The sequence below is a fragment of the uncultured Shimia sp. genome, assembly GCF_947493595.1.
Taxonomy (GTDB): Bacteria; Pseudomonadota; Alphaproteobacteria; order Rhodobacterales; family Rhodobacteraceae; genus Shimia.
In genome coordinates, this window is sequence record NZ_CANLRL010000006.1 from 60074 (window position 1) to 82118 (window position 22045).

Here is a 22045-nt window from a genome sequence, read left to right on the forward strand (position 1 = left end):
AGGTGACAAACGCAACGCGCGCTTCTATAAGGCGCGCAACTTCACCGTTTTCTTTGTTTTTAAGGACGTCGCGACATGACAATTCAGGTTTTTGGCCACAAATCCCCCGACACTGATTCCACCGGCTCCCCAATCATCTGGGCGTGGTATCTGTCTGAAATCAAAGGCACGCCAGCCGAAGCAAAGCTGCTGGGCGAGCCCAACACCGAAGCCGCATGGCTGCTGAACCGCTGGGATTTGCCAAAGCCAGCGATCATTGAAAATGTGGCAGATGACGCGGCTGTTGTGATCGTGGACACCAACAACCCGGCCGAGCTGCCCGCAAACATCAACGGCGCAGACGTTCAGGCGATCATCGACCACCACAAATTGGTCGGCGGTCTGGAAACCAAAGGTCCAATCGACATCACCATCCGCCCTGTGGCCTGCACCGCGACCATCATGTTTGACCTGATGGGCGACATCGAGATGCCGGACTGGGTCAAAGGCACCATGCTGACCTGCATCCTGTCTGACACGCTGGAATTCCGCTCCCCAACCACCACCGACCACGACAAAGCGGTTTGTGAGAAACTGGCGGCGGATCTGGGCATCGACATTCCCTCTTATGCCGCTGAAATGTTTGCTGCAAAATCCGACGTGTCTTCTTTCTCCGACGCAGAGCTGCTGCGCATGGACTCCAAAGAATACGCTGTAGACGGCACCAAGTTCCGCGTGTCCGTTCTGGAAACCACCAGCCCCGCCACCGTACTGGACCGCAAAGCGTCCCTGATGGACACCATGACCACCGTGGCCTCTGAGGACGGCGTCGAGCAGGTTCTGTTGTTTGTTGTCGACATCCTGAACGAACAATCCACTCTGCTGGTGCCAAACGATCTGGTAAAAACTGTGGCTGCCAAGTCTTTTGACGTGGAAGCCTCCGGCGATACCGTTGTACTGCCAGGTGTTGTGAGCCGCAAAAAGCAGATCATTCCAAACCTGAAGGTCTGATCCTGATCTGATGGAAATCCAAAGGCCGGTTCCTTCGGGAGCCGGCCTTTTTTGTTGTGCTGCGGACATTTACTGCGGCGCTGCCCCGTCTGGCAAATGCCCTTCCGCTAGCCAATCCCACAGTTCCGCCCAAAGCGCTTCCCGCCCTTTGCGAAACGCACCGTCATGGCCCACCTTCCTGGTGCCCATCTGCTTTGGCTCCCGAGCCACCAAGTGCTTCTCAGCCTTGCTATAATGGCTCAGCGTGTCACCACAGGCGGTCTCTGTTGCAATCGGATCGTCATTCATAACCCAAGCACTGATGGGGCTGCACGGATCATCAAAGTGATGCGGATAGCGACCTTCGGCCAATTCAGGCAACAGGTAGCTGCGCCGCGCACTCCACCGCCGCCAGGTGCGGAACACATCCGGCGGCAAGGCTTCGCCGCCCCACAAGCCTCCCGCCGGAATATACCCATACCGCGCTAGGCAATAGCTGCCGAAGCCCCACCAGAAGAACAACTCCAACGGCATATTGCGCAGCTTGTGCACGCCCCAATGCCCATTGCCCACCGCGACAAAAGCGTGGCGCGTTGCTTTGTGATGGTTCTGCATAAACCCAACAAACTGCCCGCCAATGCTGTGCCCTAATGTGGTCAGCGGCACTCCGGGCGCAATGTGTTCCAGATGCGCGAGCGCCGCGGTCATGTCCAACCGTCCCCAGTCCGGATAATCGATGCCGCTCACCGCGAGGTTTTCGGGTCCAGACTCGCCAATACCTCGGAAATCATAGGTCAGAACCACGGCGCCACGCTGAGCCAAGTACCCCGCCACATGGCGATAAAACCGCCGGGGGAACCCCGTGCCTGCGGAAATCAAAACAGCCACACGTGGCGCGGCACCACGAAAGACCGTGCCCGCCAACTCCCAACCGTCCTCAGCGCGAAATTTGATATCCTCGACGGTCACATCACCTTGATCCAACATCACTCTTGTTCCTCACGCCATTCCGCCTGATCAATCACGTCTTCGGCGTTCTCTGCCAAATGGGCCAAAAACCGGCCAATGACCTCCTGCTCCTCCACATCAAATGGCGCCAGCAAAAGACCATTTACGTGCTGCACAAAGGGCACCGTGCGTTGCACTAAGCTTTCCGAAGCTGGTTCCAGATAAATTCTCACAACGCGCCCGTCCGTGTCTTCACGTGCACGACGTACAAATCCACGATCCACCATGCGGTCAATCAAGCCGCTCAGGCTGGATTTGCGCATCGACAGCGCTTTGGCGAGCTGTGTGACAGTTTGCCCGTCTTGCTTGGACAGGAGCACCAACACGCCATGTTGCGGCATAGAAAGCTCCGCCAGCGCCTGCGTCTTGCGCTCCGACGCGCGTGTGATTGCAGCGTAAGCTCGATTCATCAGTAGAAATATCTTGGGGGGTTTTGCCATGATTGGTTCGCATCCGAATTACCTACATCTAATTCGTATACGAACCTTTCAGTTAATCAATCCCCACGCGCCATGACGTTGCGGGAAGCCTGGAAGCAAAACGGGCGCTGCTTTCGCACCGCCCGCTTCAATTCATCTGCGCCGAAATCCCGTTAGCCAGAACTCAGATCACAGGCCACAACCGGCGTATTTCCTTCAAACACCAGCACGCCACAGGCTGGCACGCGATGACCGGAAACACTGGCGGAGAAGCTGTTGTAGTTGACCACAAACTCATAAGAGCCAAATCGGCGACGGCGCACACCGTCCTGCATCGGCGACATGGCAACGCCAGCCTGTTCACAGGCCATGGACACAACCCGATCCCAAAGCGCCTCATCCGGGAAACTGCCCAAGTACCAGCGCCCGTTCTGCCCCATCAGGACAGGCGCCCCATCTTGGGACTTTAGCAAAACCTCAGCCTCACCGGACAAGCGCTCATGCCAATGTTCAACCTTGCCGCCGCCAGACACATCCATGCCAGCCTGTGGCGGTAGGCTTTCGATCAGATCCACCCGCACATCCAGGCTGGGCACACCCGGACGACCTTTGGCCGGGATCGAGAACTCTTCGGTGATCGCCCCTGTGCGCGGCCCCACCACGGCCAGCGCGTCCGCTTCGGAAATCGCTAGAACCAGCGCTGGATCAAGAGTGGCCAGTCCCGGTGCAAACACCGCTTTGTAGCCAGAGAACTCCCGACACGCCGCGCTCACGATGTCCACGGACAGTCCCGCCCGGCGCAATCCGCGGTAGGCAGAAAACACCAATCGGAAGTAATCAAACCCGGCGCCTTGCGGCTGGGTTTTCCAAGCCCAATCAGAGGCATAGTCAAACACCAGCGCCACATCCGCCTGTTGGGTGTCCTGCTCTTTCAGCATGTCGAGCACACCGGCCACGGCCCGCGCCTGGTCCATGCCCGGCGCGTCTACGCCATCTGGCGCTTGAAGGCCCGCGTGCATCTGTTCCTGCGCAAACGGCGCCTGCCGCCAGCGGAAGTAACTCACCACCTCTGCCCCATGGGCAAAGGCTTCCAACGCCCAAAGCGCTACCATGCCCGGCAAAGGTGCAGGGTTATACGGCGCCCAATTCACAGGCCCGGGTTGCTGTTCCATGACCCACCAGCGGCCTTTGCCAACCGCGCGATAAAGATCATGATGGAAGGCTTGAAAATCGGGATCGCCCTGCCGCAAGAACCGCGCCTTGTGCTCATCCGTGGCTTCCAGCCGGTCCGACAAGAACCCAATTGGGTAGCTGTCCCAGCTCGCAATATCGAGATCTTCGCCCACATCAAAATGGTCAAATTCCAGAATGCGCCCCATGTAGTTGTGGATCAGCGGGGCATCCGTATGCGCCTTCAAAATGTCAGCCTGCACCTTGTTGAACGCCACAACCTGATCACTTGAAAAGCGACGGAACGCCAGCACGTGAGCCGGGTTTGGGTCTGTCACGGTCAGGTTTGGCAAATCGATCTGATCAAACGCCGCATACTCCATCGACCAGAACACATTACCCCAGGCCTCATTGAGCGCTTCCACCGAGCCATAACGCGCCTTACACCAGTTCTGAAACGCTACCTTGGCGGACTCTGAGTAGCTGATTGTGGTGTCGTGGCAGCCATATTCATTGTCGGTCTGCCAGGCAGCCACATGCGGGTTCTTACCATAACGCTCTGCCACAATCTGCGTGATGCGGGCGCATTCCTGACGATAACCTTGATGGCTGAAACAATAGTGTCGGCGTGAGCCAAATTTGCGGGGTGCGCCGTTCTCGTCCACCGCCAGCATATCGGGGTGATTATCGATCATCCAACGAGGTGGCGTTGCCGTTGGTGTGCCCAGAACCACTTTCAGCCCCGCAGCACCCAGAACCTCAATTGCCCGGTCCAACCACTCCAGCGTCATCTGCCCAGGCACAGCTTCCATCCGGCTCCAGGCAAATTCACCAATCCGCACCCAACGGATGCCAGTCGCAGTCATATCCGCCGCATCCTTGGCCCAGTTCTCTTCCGGCCAATGCTCAGGATAATAACAAACGCCCAATTCTTGTTTCATAAGATCACCCGTGGTTCCGCCACCCCTTGGGCCGCGTTGTCTATTGCAAAGACCATGCCGTTCTCCGGCGTCTCTGCCAATGCCTTTTCGTCGATACCCTCGCGGGCGGAGGTCACAAACAGCGTGGTCAAATCATCGCGACCAAACGCCGGACAACTGCTGTGCTGCCCGCCCACGGCTACGGATTTCAGAAAGTTGCCCTCCGGGTCATAGGCGGCCACACGCGCCGCCCCCCATTGTGCAATCCAGATATTGCCTTCCGCATCCACAACCGCGCCGTCGGGGTTCAACCCATCCTCATTGAGATCGAGAAAAACCTCTGCTTTGCCAATCGGCCAACCTGTCTCCGCATCTACAGTTTGACGCATGACCAATTTGGTGACCGTGTCGGTGTAATAGGCACAGTCACGCGACTTATCGAAACAAATCGCATTGGAAATTGTCACCTTTGAGACCAGCTTGCGCAACGCACCGTCAAAGTAACGATAGATCGCACCGGCTTTGCGTTCCGCATTTTTTCCCATGGTGCCGATCCAAAACCCACCCCACGGGTCTGCGCGTCCGTCATTGGAGCGTGTCACCGGATTGTCCGCCTCCAATGAGCACAGGTATTCCTGCTCTTCCGTGTCGAGGTAAAACAGCCAAAGCGCCGTTTCAGACGCAAGGATCAGCGTGTCATGATCTACCCAACCAGCCGCGGACACATATTCGTCAAACTGCCATTCCAACGGATTCCCATCGGCTTGGCTCAGCATACGTTTGCCAACAATATCAAACCAAAACAGCTGCTTGCGTTCGGGATGCCACAGTGGCCCTTCCCCTAGCGCACACGGCCTGTTGTCAAAAATAGTGCTCATGCAAGTGCCTCGTCATAGTCGGCCACAATGGCCTCTGCCCGTTGACGCACATCCTCCACGCTCATGCCGGATTTGTAAATTGCCGAGCCAATACCAAAGCCATCTGCTCCGGCGGCAACCCACTCGCCAAAATTCTCAGGCCCAGCGCCACCCACGGCGTATACTTTGCTGTCTTTGGGCAGCACCGCCCGCACAGCTTTGAGGCCACCCGGCCCGGCCATATTGCCGGGGAACAGCTTCAGCCCAGTTGCACCAGCTTTCAATGCAGCAAAGGCTTCCGTCGGCGTAAACACCCCTGGCCAACTCTCCAAACCAAGTTTGGCGGTATGCGCTATCACGTCGGTATCGCAATTGGGCGAAACAATCAGCTTGCCGCCCACGCCAGCCACCGCATCCACCTGTGCAACCTCAAGCACCGTACCCGCCCCAACAAGCGCGCGATCCCCAAAACCCTTCGCCAAGAGTTCAATGCTCTCCAATGGATCAGGCGAGTTCAGCGGCACCTCGATCTTATCGATACCCGCTGCAATGATGGCATCCGCCATGGCTTCGATCTCGCCCGGGGTTACCCCGCGCAAGATAGCAATAATCGACCGGTTCATATTGTTATCCTAAAAGGTTGCGCGCGGCCGATAGCCCCGCAAGTGTCATGTCCTGACAGTCCACAACGGTCACCCAACCGCCCTGGGCCTTCAGGGCCTCAGCATAAACGTCGGACAGCTGCTGCTCCCCGATCACTGCAATCTGCTGCCCCAGCCAATACGGCCGCGACGCCGCCAGTTCAGCGCCCAACAACAGCCCCGACAGGCGCGAACGCGCCGCCGGAGAAGGCGTGGCATTCAACAGATCACTGGCGCGAATACCAAACAGTTCTGAGGCAAGGTTTTCCGGCCGCGACAGGGTCATATCCATGCCCGCCGCAAAGGCCTCCGCGTCCCAGCCCTCACCTACCGAGTGCTGAAGCACAGACTGCTTACTCAGAAGAGAAAACAGCTCACCGGTCATGAAGGTGCGGAAACTCACCACTTCATCGGCGCTCACGTGCGCCCATTTGGTGTGGGTACCCGGCAAACATAGCACGCCGTCCCAGCTCTCATTCCGCGATAGAAAGCCCGCAATCTGTGTCTCTTCTCCGCGCATCACATCGGCCGGTTTGACCTGTTTCAGGCCGGGAACCACATGCACCCGCAACCGGACATCGGTACCTGGCACCAGCACCGGCTTGGGCGCCAATGCGGATGCTGGTACCGCCGTATAGGGCGCCTCAACCCAACCTTGGCGTGCCCCCACCATACCGCAGGCGATCACATCCGTCGGACCATCGCCAAGCCAGCCCTCGACCAGCTCCAATAATGCCGCTTCAAAGCCGCCAGCCACCAACCGAGCCATGCCTTTGTCCGACTGCGCCGTCGTCAAAAGTGTGTCACCTTCCATGGCAAAGGCACGCAGCTTTGACGTGCCCCAATCCACTCCAATCCATTGTGCTTGCACAGACATATCTTACCCCGAAACCACAACGCCGCCGTCAACCGCCATGCATTGCCCCGTCATCATTCGGCTGGCGTTTGACGCCAAATAGAGCGTGGGGTCAATCATATCTTCCGGCGTCAAATGCTCCTTCAAACACTGCCGCTCCAAATGCGCCGCCAATCCCTCCGGATCCGCCCACATATCCAGCTGCTTCTGGGTCAGAACCCAGCCCGGCGCCAGCGCATTCACGCGAATGCCTTTTGGCCCCAACTCCCGCGCCAGCGAGCGCGTCATACCGGTTATCGCTGCATTGGCGCTGGTGTAAATCGGATAGCCTGCGTTGCCCATGATGTAGCTGATCGAGCTGTAGTTGATGATCGCGCCACTGCCGTCCATCTGCCGTGCCGCTTCCTGACAGGCAAAGAAATAGGCTTTCTGGTTCACCGCCTGCATCCAGTCGTAGAATTCTTCGTCCACCTCATCGAGCGCGTGGCGTTGATCATTGGCCGCATTGTTCACCAACACATCCAACCCGCCATGTTGCCCCACCGCCTGCTGAATGGTCTCCCGCAGGCGCGGAATGTCGGAGATATCTCCTTGCATAAACAATGGCGTTGCGCCGTGCTTGGTCTCCATCTCTGCGATGAAATCGTCTGCCGCCGAGCGTCCGATGATCGCCACCTTGGCTCCTTGCGCCATGAATCCATCGGTCAAGGCCGCGCCGATGCCGCTGGCCCCGCCGGTGATGTAAACGGATTTGCCTTTCAGATCAGGAAAAATCGTGCCGGTCATCAGTGGCTCTCCCGTGTGACAAGCCGCGTGTCCTTGCCCACAAGGAAGTCCAAATCGGCGCCCTTGTCAGCCTGCAACACATGGTCGTAGTAAAGTTTCGCATAACCGCGGGTGTAGTGCTCTGGATCAGGCTCCCAAGCCGCGCGACGCGCTTCAAGCTCTGCCTCATCCACCAGCAATTCCAGCACGCCACCTGACGCCGAGACTTTGATCCGGTCGCCAGTTTTCACCAGAGCTAAAGTACCTCCGGCCTGCGCCTCCGGGCTCACATGCAAGATCACCGTGCCATACGCCGTGCCAGACATCCGCGCATCCGATACCCGGATCATGTCGCGCACGCCTTCTTTCACAAGCTTGCCTGGGATCGGCATGTTGCCGACTTCTGGCATGCCCGGATAGCCCTTAGGGCCGCAACCTTTGAGCACCAGAATGGTATCGGCAGTTACCGGCAAATCAGGCTTATCGATGTTGGCTTTCAAGTCCTCGATGTTCTCAAAGACATAGGCCTCGCCTTCATGCTCCAGCAGGTGATCAGTAGCCGCAGACGGCTTCACAATCGCCCCATTGGGAGCAAGGTTGCCATGCAACACCCGCAGGCCTGCCGCCGGTTTCACCGGGTTGTCCAGCGGGCGAATGACGTCGTCGTTGTAGATTTCCGCGCCATCGTGATAGGCCGCAATGTCCTTGCCCAATACCGTGTTCGCTGGGCGCACATGCTCTTTCAATTGGCTCAGCACAGCAGGCACGCCACCGGCATAGCAGAAATCCTCCATCAGGTATTTGCCCGACGGCATGCAGTTCACCAGAAGCGGAATCTCTGAACCAATCTCAAAGTCTTTCAGTGTCAGATCGACGCCCACACGTCCAGCCAGCGCCAACAGGTGCACCACTGCATTGGTGGACCCACCCACGGCAGCATTTGCCAGAATGGCGTTTTCAAACGCTTCTTTGGTCAGGATGTCAGACGGCTTCAGATCCTCATCCACCATCTCCACAATGCGTTTGCCTGTCAGATGCGCCAAGGCCATCCGCCGCGCATCCACTGCAGGCAGCGCCGCATTGGTTGGCAGCGCCATACCCATCGCCTCGACCAAAGAGGCCATGGTCGAAGCGGTGCCCATTGTCATACACACGCCCGCGCTGCGGCTCATACCGCTTTCCGCGTTCATGAAGTCCTGCAGGGTCATCTCCCCCGCGCGCACCTCTTCGGAGAACTTCCAAACATCCGTGCCGGAGCCAATATCCTTGCCCTTGAACTTGCCGTTCAGCATCGGACCGGAACTCACCACGATGGTTGGAAGATCCACCGAGGCGGCGCCCATCAGCTGACCCGGCGTAGTTTTGTCACAGCCGCCCAGCAGCACAACACCATCAATGCCATAGGCCCGGATGCTCTCTTCCACATCCATCGCCAGCAAGTTGCGGAACAGCATCGCAGTCGGCTTCATCTGGGTCTCACCCAGCGACATCACCGGGAATTCCACCGGAAAGCCACCAGCCTCCCAAACGCCGCGTTTCACACCTTCCGCCAAGGTCCGCAAACCGGAGTTACACGGCGTCAGCTCAGACCAGGTGTTGCAAATGCCGATGATCGGCCGCCCATCAAATGCGTGATCGGGGAACCCCTGGTTCTTCATCCAACTGCGATGGATGAACCCATCCTTGTCTAGCTTGCCATACCAATGCTGGGAACGACGCTTCTTGCTCATTTTTTCTTTCCTTCGATCACCCACATCCGGTCCGGGAAGGACCAAGGCAATATGAGACCGTGTTGCATCAATAGCTGACCACTCAGGTTCACAGGACCGTCTTTCAACGGCATCTCGCGACGCGACAAATGATGCGCCTCGTCCCTGTTGATCAGTTCAATTTCATATGTGGCATCCGGCTCCAATCCGGTCAGCCGCAAAGGACGCGGCATGATTTGTGTGCCGGTCAATGCCTTGCCTGCAAATACCACAAACCGCTGTTTGTCTTGGGATAGCTGCTGTTCGGCAATCACGCTTGGATCCGCAACGTCCAGCCGCAAGATGTCCGCCGTCTGCCGCCAATCGCGATTGCTTTTCCACCAGGCCGTGACTTGAGACAGCACTGTGGCCTCTTCCTGAGTAAGCTCACGCGGATCCATTTCAAATCCCATGTGCCGTTGCGCCGCAACCCAAGCCCGGAAGCGAATATCATGCACCCGCCCTGACGTGTGGCAGTGGCGTGGGCCAACGTGACTACCGGCGATCGCCATTGGCAACATCAACGCCGCATCATGCTGAATGCGCAGCCGCTCCAGCGCGTCATTGCTGTCGCTGAGCCAAACCCGCTGTGTATGCTCCAAAATACCGGCATCAATCCGTCCACCACCGGAAGCGCAGCTTTCAATTTCCACTTCTGAAAAATCCGCACGCAACCGCCCCAGAAGCGTGTAGACACCGTCCGCCTGCGCTGCATCCGAGACAGGCAGCAACCGGTTGTGATCCCATTTGATGTAGTCAATGTCATGCGCGGACAACACGGCGGCAATCTTGTCATAGAGATAGTCACGCACCTCTGGATTGCTTACATCCAGTACCCGCTGTTGACGCCCTTCGACCTGATCCACCGGCCCCAAAATCCATTCCGGATGCGCGCGCGCCAGATCGCTGTCCATATTAACCATCTCCGGCTCAAACCAGAGACCAAACACCATGCCCAGCGATTTCACGTGCTCAATGATCGGCGTCAAACCATCCGGCCATTTGCGCGGATCAATGTCCCAATCCCCCAGTGAGCTGGTGTCATCGTCGCGCTTGCCAAACCAGCCGTCATCCAGAACAAACCGCTCTGCGCCCAGTTTGGCGGCCTGTTCCGCAATGTCTTTCAGCACGTCGACATCATGGTCAAAATACACCGCTTCCCAGCAGTTGTAATGCACCGGACGCGGCCGCTCCGGATGGGGCCAGGTCACAACGTGATCGCGCAAATGCCGCTGAAACGCGGTTGCGCAGCCATTTAGTCCCGTTTCAGAAACGGACAGATACAGCTTAGCCGTTTCAAAGGTCGTGCCTGTTGCCCGCGTGCCAGTCGCATGCCCAAACTGGATCTGTCGCCGCCCATCCGGCAACTCCTCAGCGTACATCACATGCCCGCCGGACCAGCCATAGTGCATGGCAAATACAGTGCCAGAGGTGTTTTGCGCCCCACGTTCCGGGAAATACGCAATCGGCGGATGTTCATGACCAGATCGCCCCCCACGCGCCTCACGCATGTGGATGCCTGCCCGCCAAGGTGCACGTTCCACCTGAAACTCGCCAATCCACCGACCGGAGAAATCCAGAATTCCATCGCCGTTTTGCGGTCCCGGCATCACAGGCGCTGCCAGATGGTGCACGGTGATCTCCGCCTCGGACACCAGCGTTGCCCGTGCCGCAATCACATCGCCTTCAATCGCAAAAGCAAAGGTAGTCGTCAGCCCAAGCGCCTCATCACGGCACACAAACCGCGTGCCATCTGCCTCAACCAACGTCAACCGAGGATACAGCGGCTGACAATCACGATAGGCCACCAGCCCCGCCTGTCCCTGAAAGCTATGCCCCGCTTCCGGGCACAGCGATACGTCTGGCAAACGATCAATCATCCCGCCAGTCACATCCCGCGCTGCGATCAGGCCAATTTGCGACAGGTCTTGCCTCGTTGGCAAAGCCGCCCCCCAGTAGAGCGCGCTGGGCACGCCTCCATCTGAGGCCAGAACCAAGGTCTGACCCGGCGCATCAATGCGCCAGGTTTGCATCTCTTGCGTCACTTCACGGCTCCAAGCGTCAGACCGGCAATGAAGTGCCGCTGCATCAGGAAGAACATCGCCACCGGCGGCAGCGCCGCCACTATCGAGCCCGCGCTCATCAGGTGATACGCGGCGCGGAATTGCGCGTTAAACGAGGTAATGCCGGCGGTCACGGGCTGGCTTTCGATGCCTTGTGTCAACACCACAGCCCAGAAGTAGTCGTTCCAGATGAAGGTGAAGATCAGCACCGACAACGCCGCCAACGCCGGTTTCATCAACGGCAGCACCACATACCAGAAGATGCGCCATTCGCTCACCCCTTCAACCCGCGCGGCCTCAATCAGTTCAAATGGCAGCGCCCGTATAAAGTTGCGCATAAACAAGGTGCAGAAGCCGGTCTGGAACGCCACATGGAACAACACGAGGCCGGTCTTGGTATTGTAGAGCCCCAACTCCAGTGTCAGGTCACGTACCGGCACCATCAGGATCTGAAATGGCACAAAGTTTCCGGCCACAAACATGAAGAAAATCCACAGGTTGGCACGGAATTTGTAGATGCCAAGCGCAAAACCCGTCATCGCGCTGAGCGCCACGGCCCCAATCACTGTTGGCACCGTGATCATGAACGAGTTGAGCAAATAGCGCGGCATATCGGAGTTGAAGAACACCTGCCCGTAGTTGGCCGCGCCTTCAAAGCTCGACGGCAGCCCCCAGTAGTTGCCCGAGGTAAAATCCGCATCCGGCTTTACGGAAAACAGAGCCACCGCCAGCAAGGGTGCCAGCCAGAAGGCCAGAGCCACTGGAAGCAGGGATTTGTAAGCAACCTGCGCGGCCTGGGATTGTTTTTCGATCGGTTTCGGAAACATCTCAGTGCCCCTTCTCTTCGCGATACATCGACCACAGGAAGTAGGTGATGAAGCACAGCATAATCAGGAACAGCACCACCGCGATGGCCGCGCCGTAACCCATGCGGAAGCCATATTCCGACAGAGCCACTTCGAACATGTAGTAAGCCAACACACGCGAGCTGCCAAACGGGCCGCCCTGCGTCATAATGGAGATCAGATCAAACGACCGCAGCGCGCCGATGATCGTCACCACGAAAGCAATAAACGTTGCTGGACGTAGCTGTGGCAGGATGATGTTCCACAACATCGACCAGCCTTTGGCCCCATCCAACCGACCCGCTTCGATCTGTTCCGGGTCCACCGCATTAAGACCGGTGAGATAGAGGATCATGCAATAGGCGGTCTGCGGCCAAAGCCCCGCCGCCACGATGCCATAGGTGACCAGATGTTCATTGCCCAAGACGTTTATGGGGCCCATGCCAATCCAGCCAAGCATCGTGTTCAGCAACCCAAAGTTTGGGTCATAGAACCAGGTAAACACCAGACCCACCACCACTTGTGAAATCACAAAGGGGAAGAAAAACAGCGACTTATAGATGCGGATGCCACGCACGGTCTGGTTCAGAAACAGCGCAATGAACAGGCCCGCAGGAATGGCAAGTAGGTAGAGAAACAGCCACATCACGTTGTTTTTCAACGAGGTGAAAAAAGCGTCTCGATCCACGTACTCCCAATAGAGATCTTCGTAGTTGCGCATCCCCACATAGGTCTTTTCGCCCAGCCCGTCCCATTCGTAGAGCGAGAGATTGAAAGACTGAAACACCGGCGCGATCACGTAGACCGCAAAGAACAGGATGCCAGGCGCCAGAAACAACCATGGCGCAATGCGCTGTTGGTTGCGATGGAACCAGCTTTCAGTGTCAGGAATGTCAGAGGAAACGGTCATGAGAAAACCCGATAATTGAGGCTGACAAGGCGGAAGTCTTCCCCCGCCTTGTCGATTGAACGAAGCCCAGAACAGCTTTTTGTCCTAACGGCTCATCACTTGTAAATGCGGCCGCGGGCTCGCTCCAGCTTGGCCAGGATCTTGTCCATCTGGTCTGGCTTGACCATGAACTCCTGGAAACCTTCCATGGACACTTTTGCCATTTCTGCCGGTGCATCGCGATCCCAGAACTGGGCCACGCCACCGGTGGAGTTATTGGACAGCATCTCAAAGCCCATCTGCAGGAACTTATCATCATCCACGGAGGACGCTGCGTTTACAGGCAGCTGGCCCAGGTTTTTGCCGTTGTTGATGATGGTCTGTTCCGCCGGCGAAGTGGCAAAGCGCAGGAATTCACGTGCGGCTTCCTTGTTCTTCGCGTTAGCTGGAATGTGGAAGGTGTCGGTTGGCGCATCCTCAGACAGCGCAACTTCGGGGTTGATGACCGGGAATTGGTAGAAGTCCAACTGATCGTCGGTCAGACCGGCTTCGCGCAGCGGTGCCACTGCGAAGTTGCCCATCAGGTAAGACGCAGCCTCGCCATTCACCATAAACGGCAGCGCTTCCTGCCAGCTGTAGGTCTGGTGGTCAGCAATAAAGCCGCCCATGTCGATCAGCTCTTTCCAGTTCATGAACGTCTGCTTCACGCGGTCGTCTTCCCAAGACACGTTGCCCGCGGCCAGATCCATGTGGAAATCAAAGCCGTTGGTGCGCATGTTCAGGTAATCAAACCAGCCGCCAGCGGTCCACAGGTACTTGGTGCCAATGGTGTAGCACGCACGACCAGAGGCAACGATCTTACCACAGTTGGCTTTCTCTTCTTCCCAATTGGTTGGCTCAGACAGGCCAAGCTCAGCGAAGATATCTTTGCGGTAATACACGCCCCACTGGTAGTAGGTGTAGGCCACACCCCACTGTTTGTCGTCGATGGTCAGCGCACCTTTGGTGGAGGCCAGGCCTTCGGCAATTTCTGGCTCTGCATAAAGGTCAGAAACATCCTCAAACAAACCGGCTTCCACATAAGGACGCATGCGGTTTGCCGCGTACCAGGTCGCCACATCCGGCGCATTTGCGGTCAGGAAGTTGCGGATCTGGGTTTTGTAGGCTTCGCGGTCAATCACCGTGGTTTCAACGTTCAGCCCAGGGTGCTCCGCTTTGAAGCGGTCTATCATCGCCTCCATGGTCGCGCGCGGCGCCGGGTTGGATGTGTCCAGGAAAATACTCAGGTCGCCGGTCAGCTCCGCAGAAGCCGGTACAGCAAACGCAGAGGCAACCGCAGCGGCGGCGGCAGTGGTTTTCATTTTGGAAAGCATTTGTTCCTCCCTGTCTCCAAAATTATGCAATTAGCAGTTCCATTATTTGAAACCATGTTTTACATATTGAAATCTACACACAGAGTCGATTAGGTTGTCAACAGATTCCTAACGGCTGACGGACTCTATGGAGGAGAAGAAATCCACATGTCTGGAGACGGAACAGTTGGCAAAGCCCTTGATGTGCTTGAACAAGTTGCTGCTTTTGAGCGACCAGTGCGCTTTGGCGAATTGCAGGAAAAAAGTCCCTACCCCAAGGCGACGCTGTACCGATTCCTACAAACCCTGACCAATCAGGGCATGCTGTCGTATGAGCCTGAGCGCCAAACTTATGCCATGGGCATGCGGCTGGTGCGGCTGGCCCACGCCGCCTGGACCACCAGTTCTCTGGCGCCCATTGCACGCCCCTTTTTGGATCGGCTGTCTGCTGAGACCGGCGAGACCGTGCACCTCGCGCAACTGGACGCCTCTCAGGTCCTCTATGTCGACAAACGCAACGCCGCAAAGCCGGTCGAAATGTACTCCCAAGCGGGCAAAGTTGGCCCCGCCTACTGCACCGGCGTTGGCAAAGCCATGCTCGCTTTTGTTGAAGGTGAAGCGCTTGAACGCGCCATTGCGCAGCAAAGCTTTCACCGTTTCACGCCCAGCACGCTGGATTCGCCGGAAAGCCTGCGCGAAGAACTGACCGCCATTCGCGCGCGCGGCTACGCGTTTGACCGAGAAGAACATGAACCCGGCATTGTCTGCATTGCTGTGCCGATCCTGACCAACGGCGGCCGGATGCTCGGTGCGCTGTCTGTGACCGGCCCCACCAGCCGCACATCCCTGGACCAACTCGAAAACCTCGCCCCCCGCGTTTTGGCAACCGCAAAACGCATCGGCGAAGAGGCGGAAGCTTGGCGCTTCCCGGAAACGCGACAACAAAAGGTAGAGACAACATGACGGGTGTAACCCTTCAAGGCGCCATCAAGAAGTACGGCGAAACGCAGGTCATTCATGGCATTGACCTAGAGATCGAAGACGGCGAATTCTGCGTGTTTGTCGGCCCCTCGGGCTGCGGCAAATCCACATTGCTGCGCATGATTGCCGGCCTTGAAGAGACCACCAACGGCCAGATCAACATCGGCGCGCGGGACGTCACCCACATGGATCCCGCCAAACGCGGCGTGGCAATGGTGTTCCAAACCTACGCGCTTTACCCACATATGACCGTGGCAGAGAATATGGGCTTTGGCCTGCGTATGAACGGTCACCCCAAAGCGGAAATCGAAGAAAAGGTGCAAAAAGCCTCTTCGATTCTGAAGCTCGACCAATATCTCAAGCGCAAACCCAAAGCCCTGTCCGGTGGCCAACGCCAGCGTGTCGCAATTGGCCGCGCAATTGTCCGTGGCCCAGAGGTGTTCCTGTTTGACGAACCCCTGTCCAACCTCGACGCTGAGCTGCGCGTCGACATGCGTGTGGAAATTGCTCGCCTGCATCAGGAAATTGGCGCAACCATGATCTACGTGACCCACGATCAGGTCGAAGCCATGACCATGGCGGACAAGATTGTGGTGCTGCGGGATGGGCGCATCGAGCAAGTTGGCGCACCGCTGGAGCTCTACCGCAACCCGAACAACCGGTTTGTTGCAGGCTTCATCGGCTCCCCTGCCATGAACTTCCTCGAATGTGACGTGGTCGACGGCAAATTGGTGCATGCCGCTTTCTCCGCCCCGCAAGAATGCCCAATTGCGCTGCCCTCCGGCCTGACAAAAGTGACGGTGGGCGCCCGACCTGAACACATCGCGCTCGACCACTCACTAGATCAGCTCAAAATTGATCTCACTGAAGCCTTGGGCGGTGTGTCCTACTGCTACCTAGCGGGGCCTGACGGCAGTCGCCTTATCGTCGAAGAGCGTGGTGACACCCGAAGCGCGGAAGGCACAAGTGCTGGCCTCTCCATCCCCACCGAACGCCTCTACCTGTTTGATCCGGACACTGGGCTGCGTTTGCGCTGATCCATCCACCACTCACATTGGATGAAACACAAAACGCCCGACGGATCATTCGTCGGGCGTATTTGTTTGTACCACGCTGTCCGCACCGTCAGTCTTCGATCACCCAATCATCGGCAAAGGCCAGCTCGCCAATCGCCAACCACGACATGCGCACCCGCGCCACACGGCTGTCACCCCAGGTGCGGAATACAAGATGGAAGCCAAGGTTGGTCACCTCCTCGGCCACCACTTCGGCCCGAATGTTGGCCTGCGCATCCATATCCCACAAAGACAGGCTCACATGTACGGATGGCGGAACGCGGTATTTCGATGAGAATTTGATCAGCTTCCGACGCTCGCGGGTGCCGTTGCCGGTCCACATGTCGCCGTCTGTTTCAAAGTCCGAAAACAGCGCTTCGTCGCCCTGATCCACACCAACAAAGTTATTTCGTATCCGTTTCATCGTTGGCCAATCTGTAATTCAATTACGCCGCTTTCAAGGCCTTTTCACCCCATCAAACGCAAAAGGCCCCGCCTGTGTCGGCGGGGCCTCTTTATCTTTACGATCCGTGTCGGGATCAGACCATGTCGTGCATCAGCTGCTCAAGGTCTGCGACAAATTTCTCTGCCCCGTCCTTGTGCTCTTCAGGCGCCTCCGCTGCAGCTTTGCGAGCGTCAGCAATGACGTCCTCCAAATCTGCTTTGGTCACATCTTCGCCTTTGTGCGCATGCTCTGCGATCACCGAGATCGAATCCGCTGTGATGTCCGCGAAACCGCGGGTCACAACAAAGTCCTTTTCACCTTCTGCGGTCTGAACACGCACGACGCCAGGGCGCAGCGAGGTCAACAGCGGAGAGTGACCTGGCATGGCGGTCAAGTCACCTTCCGCGCCGGGGATCTTCACGGCGGTTGCCTCAAGCGAAGCAAGGCTCCGCTCAGGGCTAACCAGATCAAATTGCATCACGTTTGCCATTTCGGGCCTCCTAATAGCGTTTCGATTACTTGAAATTGACTGTCTCGTCTGGCGCGTTGAAATCTCCGATTTCAGGCAGCGCCAGGCGAGTCATTTCAAATCGACAACGCTTAAGCCGCTTCAGCAGCCATCTTTTCGGCTTTTGCGATCACTTCCTCGATGCCGCCAACCATGTAGAAGGCTGCTTCTGGCAGGTGATCGTATTCGCCAGCCACAACGGCTTTGAACGATGCGATGGTGTCTTCCAGTGGAACCTGAACACCGTCAGAGCCGGTGAACACTTTCGCAACGTCGAACGGCTGGGAGAGGAAACGCTGGATCTTACGCGCACGCGCAACGGTCAGCTTATCTTCTTCAGACAGTTCGTCCATGCCGAGGATGGCGATGATGTCCTGCAGCGACTTGTAGCGCTGGAGAATACCCTGAACTTCGAACGCCACGTTGTAGTGCTCTTCGCCCACAACCGATGGATCCATCAGACGGGAAGAGGAGTCCAGTGGGTCAACCGCTGGGTAGATGCCCAGCTCGGAGATCGCACGGTTCAGAACCGTGGTCGCATCCAAGTGCGCAAAGGTGGTTGCTGGCGCAGGGTCGGTCAAGTCATCCGCAGGTACATACACAGCCTGGATCGAGGTAATCGAACCAGATTTTGTGGATGTAATGCGTTCCTGCATCGCGCCCATGTCGGTTGCCAGGGTTGGCTGGTAGCCCACCGCGGACGGGATACGACCCAGAAGCGCGGACACCTCGGAACCAGCCTGTGTAAAGCGGAAGATGTTGTCCACAAAGAACAGAACGTCGGTACCGGACTGGTCACGGAACTGTTCCGCCAGGGTCAGACCTGTCAGAGCAACACGCGCACGCGCACCGGGAGGCTCGTTCATCTGGCCGTAAACCAGAGCCACTTGGGACTCTTCGAGGTTGTCTGGCTTAATCACGTTGGATTCGATCATTTCCCAGTAAAGGTCGTTACCTTCACGAGTACGTTCACCAACACCCGCGAACACCGAGTAACCGGAGTGCACTTTTGCGATGTTGTTGATCAGTTCCATGATCAGAACGGTTTTACCAACACCGGCACCACCGAACAGACCAATCTTACCACCTTTGGAGTAAGGCGCGAGAAGGTCGATCACTTTAATGCCGGTCACCAGCACTTCAGATTCAGTCGACTGTTCGGAGAATTCCGGCGCCGGCTGGTGGATGGAGCGGGTTTCGGTTGCGTTAACCGGACCACCTTCGTCAACCGGCTCGCCGATGACGTTCAGGATACGACCCAAAGTCGCGTTGCCAACCGGGATCGAGATCGGAGCGCCAGTGTCTTCTACTGGGGCGCCACGAACCAGACCTTCGGTCGCGTCCATTGCGATACAGCGAACAGTGTTTTCGCCGAGGTGCTGGGAAACTTCCAGAACCAGTTTCTTGTCGTTGTTTACGGTGTTCAGTGCGTTCAGGATCTCTGGCAGAGAGTCGTCGAACTGCACGTCGACAACAGCGCCGATGACCTGTGTCACCTTGCCTTTTGCGTTGGCCATGTTTCGTCTCCGGTTCTTAGAGCGCTTCCGCGCCCGAGATGATTTCAATAAGCTCGTTAGTGATCACAGCCTGACGCGAGCGGTTGAACTCGATGGTCAGCTTGTCGATCATGTCGCCTGCGTTGCGTGTGGCGTTGTCCATTGCGGACATCCGCGCACCCTGCTCCGAGGCACCGTTTTCTAGCAGAGCGGCAAAGATCTGTGTTGCGACACCGCGCGGCAGCAGGTCAGCCAGAATGGCCTCTTCGCTGGGCTCGTAGTCATACAGAGTGCTTGCACCATCTTCTTCCGCTTCAAACGCGGCTGGGATGATCTGCTGTTCGGTTGGGATCTGGCTCACGACGTTCACGAACTTCGCGTAGAAGATCGTTGCAACATCAAACTCGCCCGCATCAAAGCGCACAAGAATGTCACGGGCAATACCCTGAGCGTCGTCATAACCCACGCGCTTAACCTCAGTCAGGTCAACGTGGCCTACAAAGTCATCACCCAATTCACGTTTGATCGCGTCGCGGCCCTTTTTGCCAACAGTCAGAACCTTAACGGTTTTGCCTTCGGCCTTCAGTTCCGCTGCTTTCGCACGTGCCAACTTAGCAATGTTTGAGTTGAAGCCGCCACACAGGCCACGTTCCGCGGTCATCACCACCAACAGGTGGGTCTGATCGCTTCCGGTGCCCGCAAGCAACTTCGGAGCAGTGTCGGAGCCGCCAACCGAGGCCGCGAGCCCACCCAGAACGGCATTAAACCGTTCTGTGTAAGGCCGTGACTGCTCAGCAGCTTCCTGCGCGCGGCGAAGTTTCGCCGCGGCAACCATCTGCATGGCTTTGGTGATCTTCCGAGTGTTTTTCACACTCTCGATCCGATTTTTTAGGTCCTTCAGACTAGGCATGGTCCGAACCCCTTATGCGAAGTCAGCGGCGAATGCGTCCAGCGCGGCTTTCACTTTGTCTGCGGCGTCGCCCTTGATTTTTGGATCTTCGTTGGTGATCCACTCAAGCAGGTCAGCGTTCTTGGTGCGCAGGTGTGTCAGCATGGCTTCTTCGTAGCGGCCAACGTCAGATACGTCGATTTTGTCGAGGTAACCGTTCACACCGGCGAAGATCACGCAGACGATTTCAGCGTTGGTCAGCGGCGAGTACTGTGGCTGTTTCATCAGCTCGGTCAGACGCGCACCACGGTTCAGCAGTTGCTGAGTTGCGGCGTCGAGATCGGAACCAAACTGCGCAAACGCAGCCATTTCACGGTACTGAGCCAGAGACAGCTTAACCGGACCGGCAACCGAAGACATCGCTTTGGTTTGAGCCGAGGAGCCAACACGGGAAACCGACAGACCGGTGTTCACCGCAGGACGGATACCTTGGTAGAACAGTTCGGTTTCCAGGAAGATCTGACCGTCGGTGATCGAAATCACGTTGGTTGGAATAAACGCGGAAACGTCGCCACCTTGGGTTTCAATGATCGGCAGCGCGGTCAGCGAGCCGGAACCGTTGTCTTCGTTCAGCTTCGCGGAACGCTCGAGCAGACGGGAGTGAAGATAGAAAACGTCACCTGGGTACGCTTCACGTCCGGGTGGACGACGCAGCAGCAGGGACATCTGACGGTAAGCCACAGCTTGCTTGGAGAGATCATCATAGATGATCAGAGCGTGACGGCCGTTGTCGCGGAAGTGTTCTGCCATTGCGGTCGCGGCGTATGGCGCCAGGAACTGCATTGGAGCCGGGTCGGATGCGGTAGCGGCCACAACGATCGAGTATTCAATCGCACCGGTTTCTTCCAGCTTTTTCACCAGCTGAGCAACAGTGGAGCGCTTCTGGCCAACCGCAACGTATACGCAGTACAGCTTCTTGCTCTCATCGTCGCCGGCGGCGTCGTTGTAGGATTTCTGGTTCAGGATCGCGTCCAGAGCAACGGCAGTTTTACCGGTCTGACGGTCACCAATGATCAGCTCACGCTGGCCACGACCAATTGGGATCATCGCGTCAACGGACTTCAGGCCAGTGGCCATTGGTTCGTGAACGGATTTACGCGGGATAATGCCCGGCGCTTTTACGTCCGCAACGCCACGGGTGTCCGATTTGATCGGACCCTTGCCGTCCAGCGGGTTGCCCAGACCGTCAACAACACGACCCAGCAGGCCGTCACCGGTTGGCACGTCCACGATGGAGTTGGTGCGCTTAACTGTGTCACCTTCTTTGATGTCACGGTCAGAACCAAAGATAACAACACCAACGTTGTCATTCTCAAGGTTCAGCGCCATGCCTTGAATACCACCAGGGAATTCAACCATCTCACCGGCTTGAACATTGTCCAGACCGTAGACGCGCGCAATACCGTCACCGACGGAAAGCACACGGCCGACTTCGGCCACTTCGGCCTCCTGGCCAAAGTTTTTAATCTGCTCCTTAAGGATCGCAGAGATTTCGGCTGCTTGGATACCCATTATCCGACCTCTTTCATTGCATTCTGGAGGGAAGCGAGCTTGGAGCGGATCGACGTGTCGATCATCTTCGAGCCCACTTTAACTACAAGACCACCGACGAGGCTCTCGTCGACGGTCGCGTTGATTTTGACGTCTTTGCCCACACGAGCTGCCAGCGTTTTGGCCAGCTTGTCGCTTTGGGTTTTGGTCAAAGCTTTGGCGGTGGTGACATCTGCGGTCACTTCGCCTTTGTTCTCGGCAATCATTGCCTGCAGGTGCTCAATCAGCTGCGGCAGCACAAACAGACGGCGCTTCTGCGCCATCAGTGCCAACGACTTGCTCAGCACGGGCTGCAAATCAAGCTTGGTGGCTACTGCGGTGATCGCAGCTTCCTGCTCATCGCGGCTGATCAGCGGCGAATGAATCAGATCACGCAGCTCGGCGCTTTCGCCCAAAGCTGCGTTGAGGTCTACAAGACCGCTTTCCAATTTGGTCAGCGCCTTATTCTCGAGTGCGATCTCAAAGACCGCAGTGGCATAGCGTTCCGCAATGCCGGAGGAGATCGAAGCTGGTTCGGACACGTCCACCCTTCCGCTTGCTTGCCTCACACTCTGCATA

21 protein-coding genes are annotated in these 22045 nt (G+C 57.2%); 3 read left to right on the plus strand and 18 right to left on the minus strand.

The window, feature by feature from the left end; genetic code table 11:
- Positions 1 to 75: 75 nt before the first annotated feature.
- Complete coding sequence (locus Q0955_RS14485; RefSeq protein ID WP_299425289.1) at positions 76 to 990, plus strand: manganese-dependent inorganic pyrophosphatase; 915 nt, start codon at positions 76 to 78, stop codon at positions 988 to 990.
- 69 nt (positions 991 to 1059) lie between these two features.
- Here Q0955_RS14485 and Q0955_RS14490 read toward each other — a convergent pair whose 3' ends face one another.
- The 12 genes from Q0955_RS14490 to Q0955_RS14545 all read right to left on the minus strand — a co-directional run bounded on the left by Q0955_RS14490 (position 1060) and on the right by Q0955_RS14545 (position 14523).
- Entirely contained in the window at positions 1060 to 1956 is an 897-nt protein-coding gene (locus tag Q0955_RS14490; RefSeq protein ID WP_299425291.1) for an alpha/beta hydrolase, read from the minus strand.
- The gene (locus Q0955_RS14495) at positions 1956 to 2387 is read right to left on the minus strand and encodes a MarR family transcriptional regulator (protein ID WP_299425294.1); all 432 of its coding nucleotides are present in this window, start codon (positions 2385 to 2387) and stop codon (positions 1956 to 1958) included. The genes Q0955_RS14490 and Q0955_RS14495 overlap by 1 nt, the downstream gene beginning before the upstream one ends.
- A 182-nt stretch (positions 2388 to 2569) precedes the next feature.
- Positions 2570 to 4507: a beta-galactosidase gene (locus Q0955_RS14500; protein WP_299425296.1), complete on the minus strand. Its 1938-nt coding sequence runs from the start codon at positions 4505 to 4507 to the stop codon at positions 2570 to 2572.
- Positions 4504 to 5364 (minus strand): SMP-30/gluconolactonase/LRE family protein, encoded by an 861-nt coding sequence (locus Q0955_RS14505; RefSeq protein ID WP_299425299.1) that lies wholly within the window; start codon positions 5362 to 5364, stop codon positions 4504 to 4506. The genes Q0955_RS14500 and Q0955_RS14505 overlap by 4 nt, the downstream gene beginning before the upstream one ends.
- A complete protein-coding gene (locus Q0955_RS14510; RefSeq protein ID WP_299425301.1) occupies positions 5361 to 5966 on the minus strand; it encodes a 2-dehydro-3-deoxy-6-phosphogalactonate aldolase in 606 nt (201 codons plus the stop codon). The genes Q0955_RS14505 and Q0955_RS14510 overlap by 4 nt, the downstream gene beginning before the upstream one ends.
- 4 nt (positions 5967 to 5970) lie before the next feature.
- Positions 5971 to 6861: a 2-dehydro-3-deoxygalactonokinase gene (locus Q0955_RS14515; protein WP_299425304.1), complete on the minus strand. Its 891-nt coding sequence runs from the start codon at positions 6859 to 6861 to the stop codon at positions 5971 to 5973.
- A 3-nt stretch (positions 6862 to 6864) separates the two neighbouring features.
- Positions 6865 to 7626 (minus strand): SDR family oxidoreductase, encoded by a 762-nt coding sequence (locus Q0955_RS14520; RefSeq protein ID WP_299425306.1) that lies wholly within the window; start codon positions 7624 to 7626, stop codon positions 6865 to 6867.
- The gene (locus tag Q0955_RS14525) at positions 7626 to 9335 is read right to left on the minus strand and encodes an IlvD/Edd family dehydratase (RefSeq protein ID WP_299425309.1); all 1710 of its coding nucleotides are present in this window, start codon (positions 9333 to 9335) and stop codon (positions 7626 to 7628) included. Before Q0955_RS14525 ends, Q0955_RS14520 begins: the two co-directional genes overlap by 1 nt.
- Positions 9332 to 11386 carry an alpha-galactosidase gene (locus tag Q0955_RS14530; protein ID WP_299425783.1) on the minus strand — a complete coding sequence of 685 codons (2055 nt, stop codon included), beginning with the start codon at positions 11384 to 11386 and terminating at the stop codon, positions 9332 to 9334. Before Q0955_RS14530 ends, Q0955_RS14525 begins: the two co-directional genes overlap by 4 nt.
- An 8-nt stretch (positions 11387 to 11394) precedes the next feature.
- Complete coding sequence (locus Q0955_RS14535) at positions 11395 to 12243, minus strand: carbohydrate ABC transporter permease (RefSeq protein ID WP_299425311.1); 849 nt, start codon at positions 12241 to 12243, stop codon at positions 11395 to 11397.
- Position 12244: 1 nt separating this feature from the next.
- Positions 12245 to 13171 (minus strand): sugar ABC transporter permease, encoded by a 927-nt coding sequence (locus tag Q0955_RS14540; protein WP_299425314.1) that lies wholly within the window; start codon positions 13169 to 13171, stop codon positions 12245 to 12247.
- Positions 13172 to 13266: 95 nt separating this feature from the next.
- The gene (locus tag Q0955_RS14545) at positions 13267 to 14523 is read right to left on the minus strand and encodes an ABC transporter substrate-binding protein (RefSeq protein ID WP_299425315.1); all 1257 of its coding nucleotides are present in this window, start codon (positions 14521 to 14523) and stop codon (positions 13267 to 13269) included.
- A 147-nt stretch (positions 14524 to 14670) separates the two neighbouring features.
- Between Q0955_RS14545 and Q0955_RS14550 the strand changes: the two genes are divergently transcribed.
- Together Q0955_RS14550 and ugpC are read left to right on the plus strand one after the other, a co-directional pair.
- Entirely contained in the window at positions 14671 to 15465 is a 795-nt protein-coding gene (locus Q0955_RS14550; RefSeq protein ID WP_299425317.1) for an IclR family transcriptional regulator, read from the plus strand.
- Complete coding sequence (gene ugpC / locus Q0955_RS14555; protein WP_299425319.1) at positions 15462 to 16520, plus strand: sn-glycerol-3-phosphate ABC transporter ATP-binding protein UgpC; 1059 nt, start codon at positions 15462 to 15464, stop codon at positions 16518 to 16520. The genes Q0955_RS14550 and ugpC overlap by 4 nt, the downstream gene beginning before the upstream one ends.
- Positions 16521 to 16608: 88 nt before the next feature.
- On the opposite strand, the gene Q0955_RS14560 is transcribed toward ugpC, so the two are convergent.
- The 6 genes from Q0955_RS14560 to Q0955_RS14585 all read right to left on the minus strand — a co-directional run bounded on the left by Q0955_RS14560 (position 16609) and on the right by Q0955_RS14585 (position 22008).
- On the minus strand, positions 16609 to 16962 hold the full coding sequence (locus Q0955_RS14560; protein WP_299425322.1) for an H-type lectin domain-containing protein: 354 nt from the start codon (positions 16960 to 16962) through the stop codon (positions 16609 to 16611).
- A gap of 115 nt (positions 16963 to 17077) precedes the next feature.
- The gene (locus Q0955_RS14565) at positions 17078 to 17473 is read right to left on the minus strand and encodes a F0F1 ATP synthase subunit epsilon (RefSeq protein WP_299425324.1); all 396 of its coding nucleotides are present in this window, start codon (positions 17471 to 17473) and stop codon (positions 17078 to 17080) included.
- A 110-nt stretch (positions 17474 to 17583) separates the two neighbouring features.
- Positions 17584 to 19008, minus strand: coding sequence for a F0F1 ATP synthase subunit beta (gene atpD, locus Q0955_RS14570; RefSeq protein ID WP_299425327.1), 1425 nt, complete (start codon positions 19006 to 19008; stop codon positions 17584 to 17586).
- Between the two features lie 16 nt (positions 19009 to 19024).
- Positions 19025 to 19897 (minus strand): F0F1 ATP synthase subunit gamma, encoded by an 873-nt coding sequence (locus Q0955_RS14575; protein ID WP_299425330.1) that lies wholly within the window; start codon positions 19895 to 19897, stop codon positions 19025 to 19027.
- Between the two features lie 12 nt (positions 19898 to 19909).
- Entirely contained in the window at positions 19910 to 21448 is a 1539-nt protein-coding gene (atpA, locus tag Q0955_RS14580) for a F0F1 ATP synthase subunit alpha (RefSeq protein WP_299425333.1), read from the minus strand.
- A complete protein-coding gene (locus tag Q0955_RS14585) occupies positions 21448 to 22008 on the minus strand; it encodes a F0F1 ATP synthase subunit delta (RefSeq protein WP_299425335.1) in 561 nt (186 codons plus the stop codon). The genes atpA and Q0955_RS14585 overlap by 1 nt, the downstream gene beginning before the upstream one ends.
- Between the last annotated feature and the right edge of the window lie 37 nt (positions 22009 to 22045).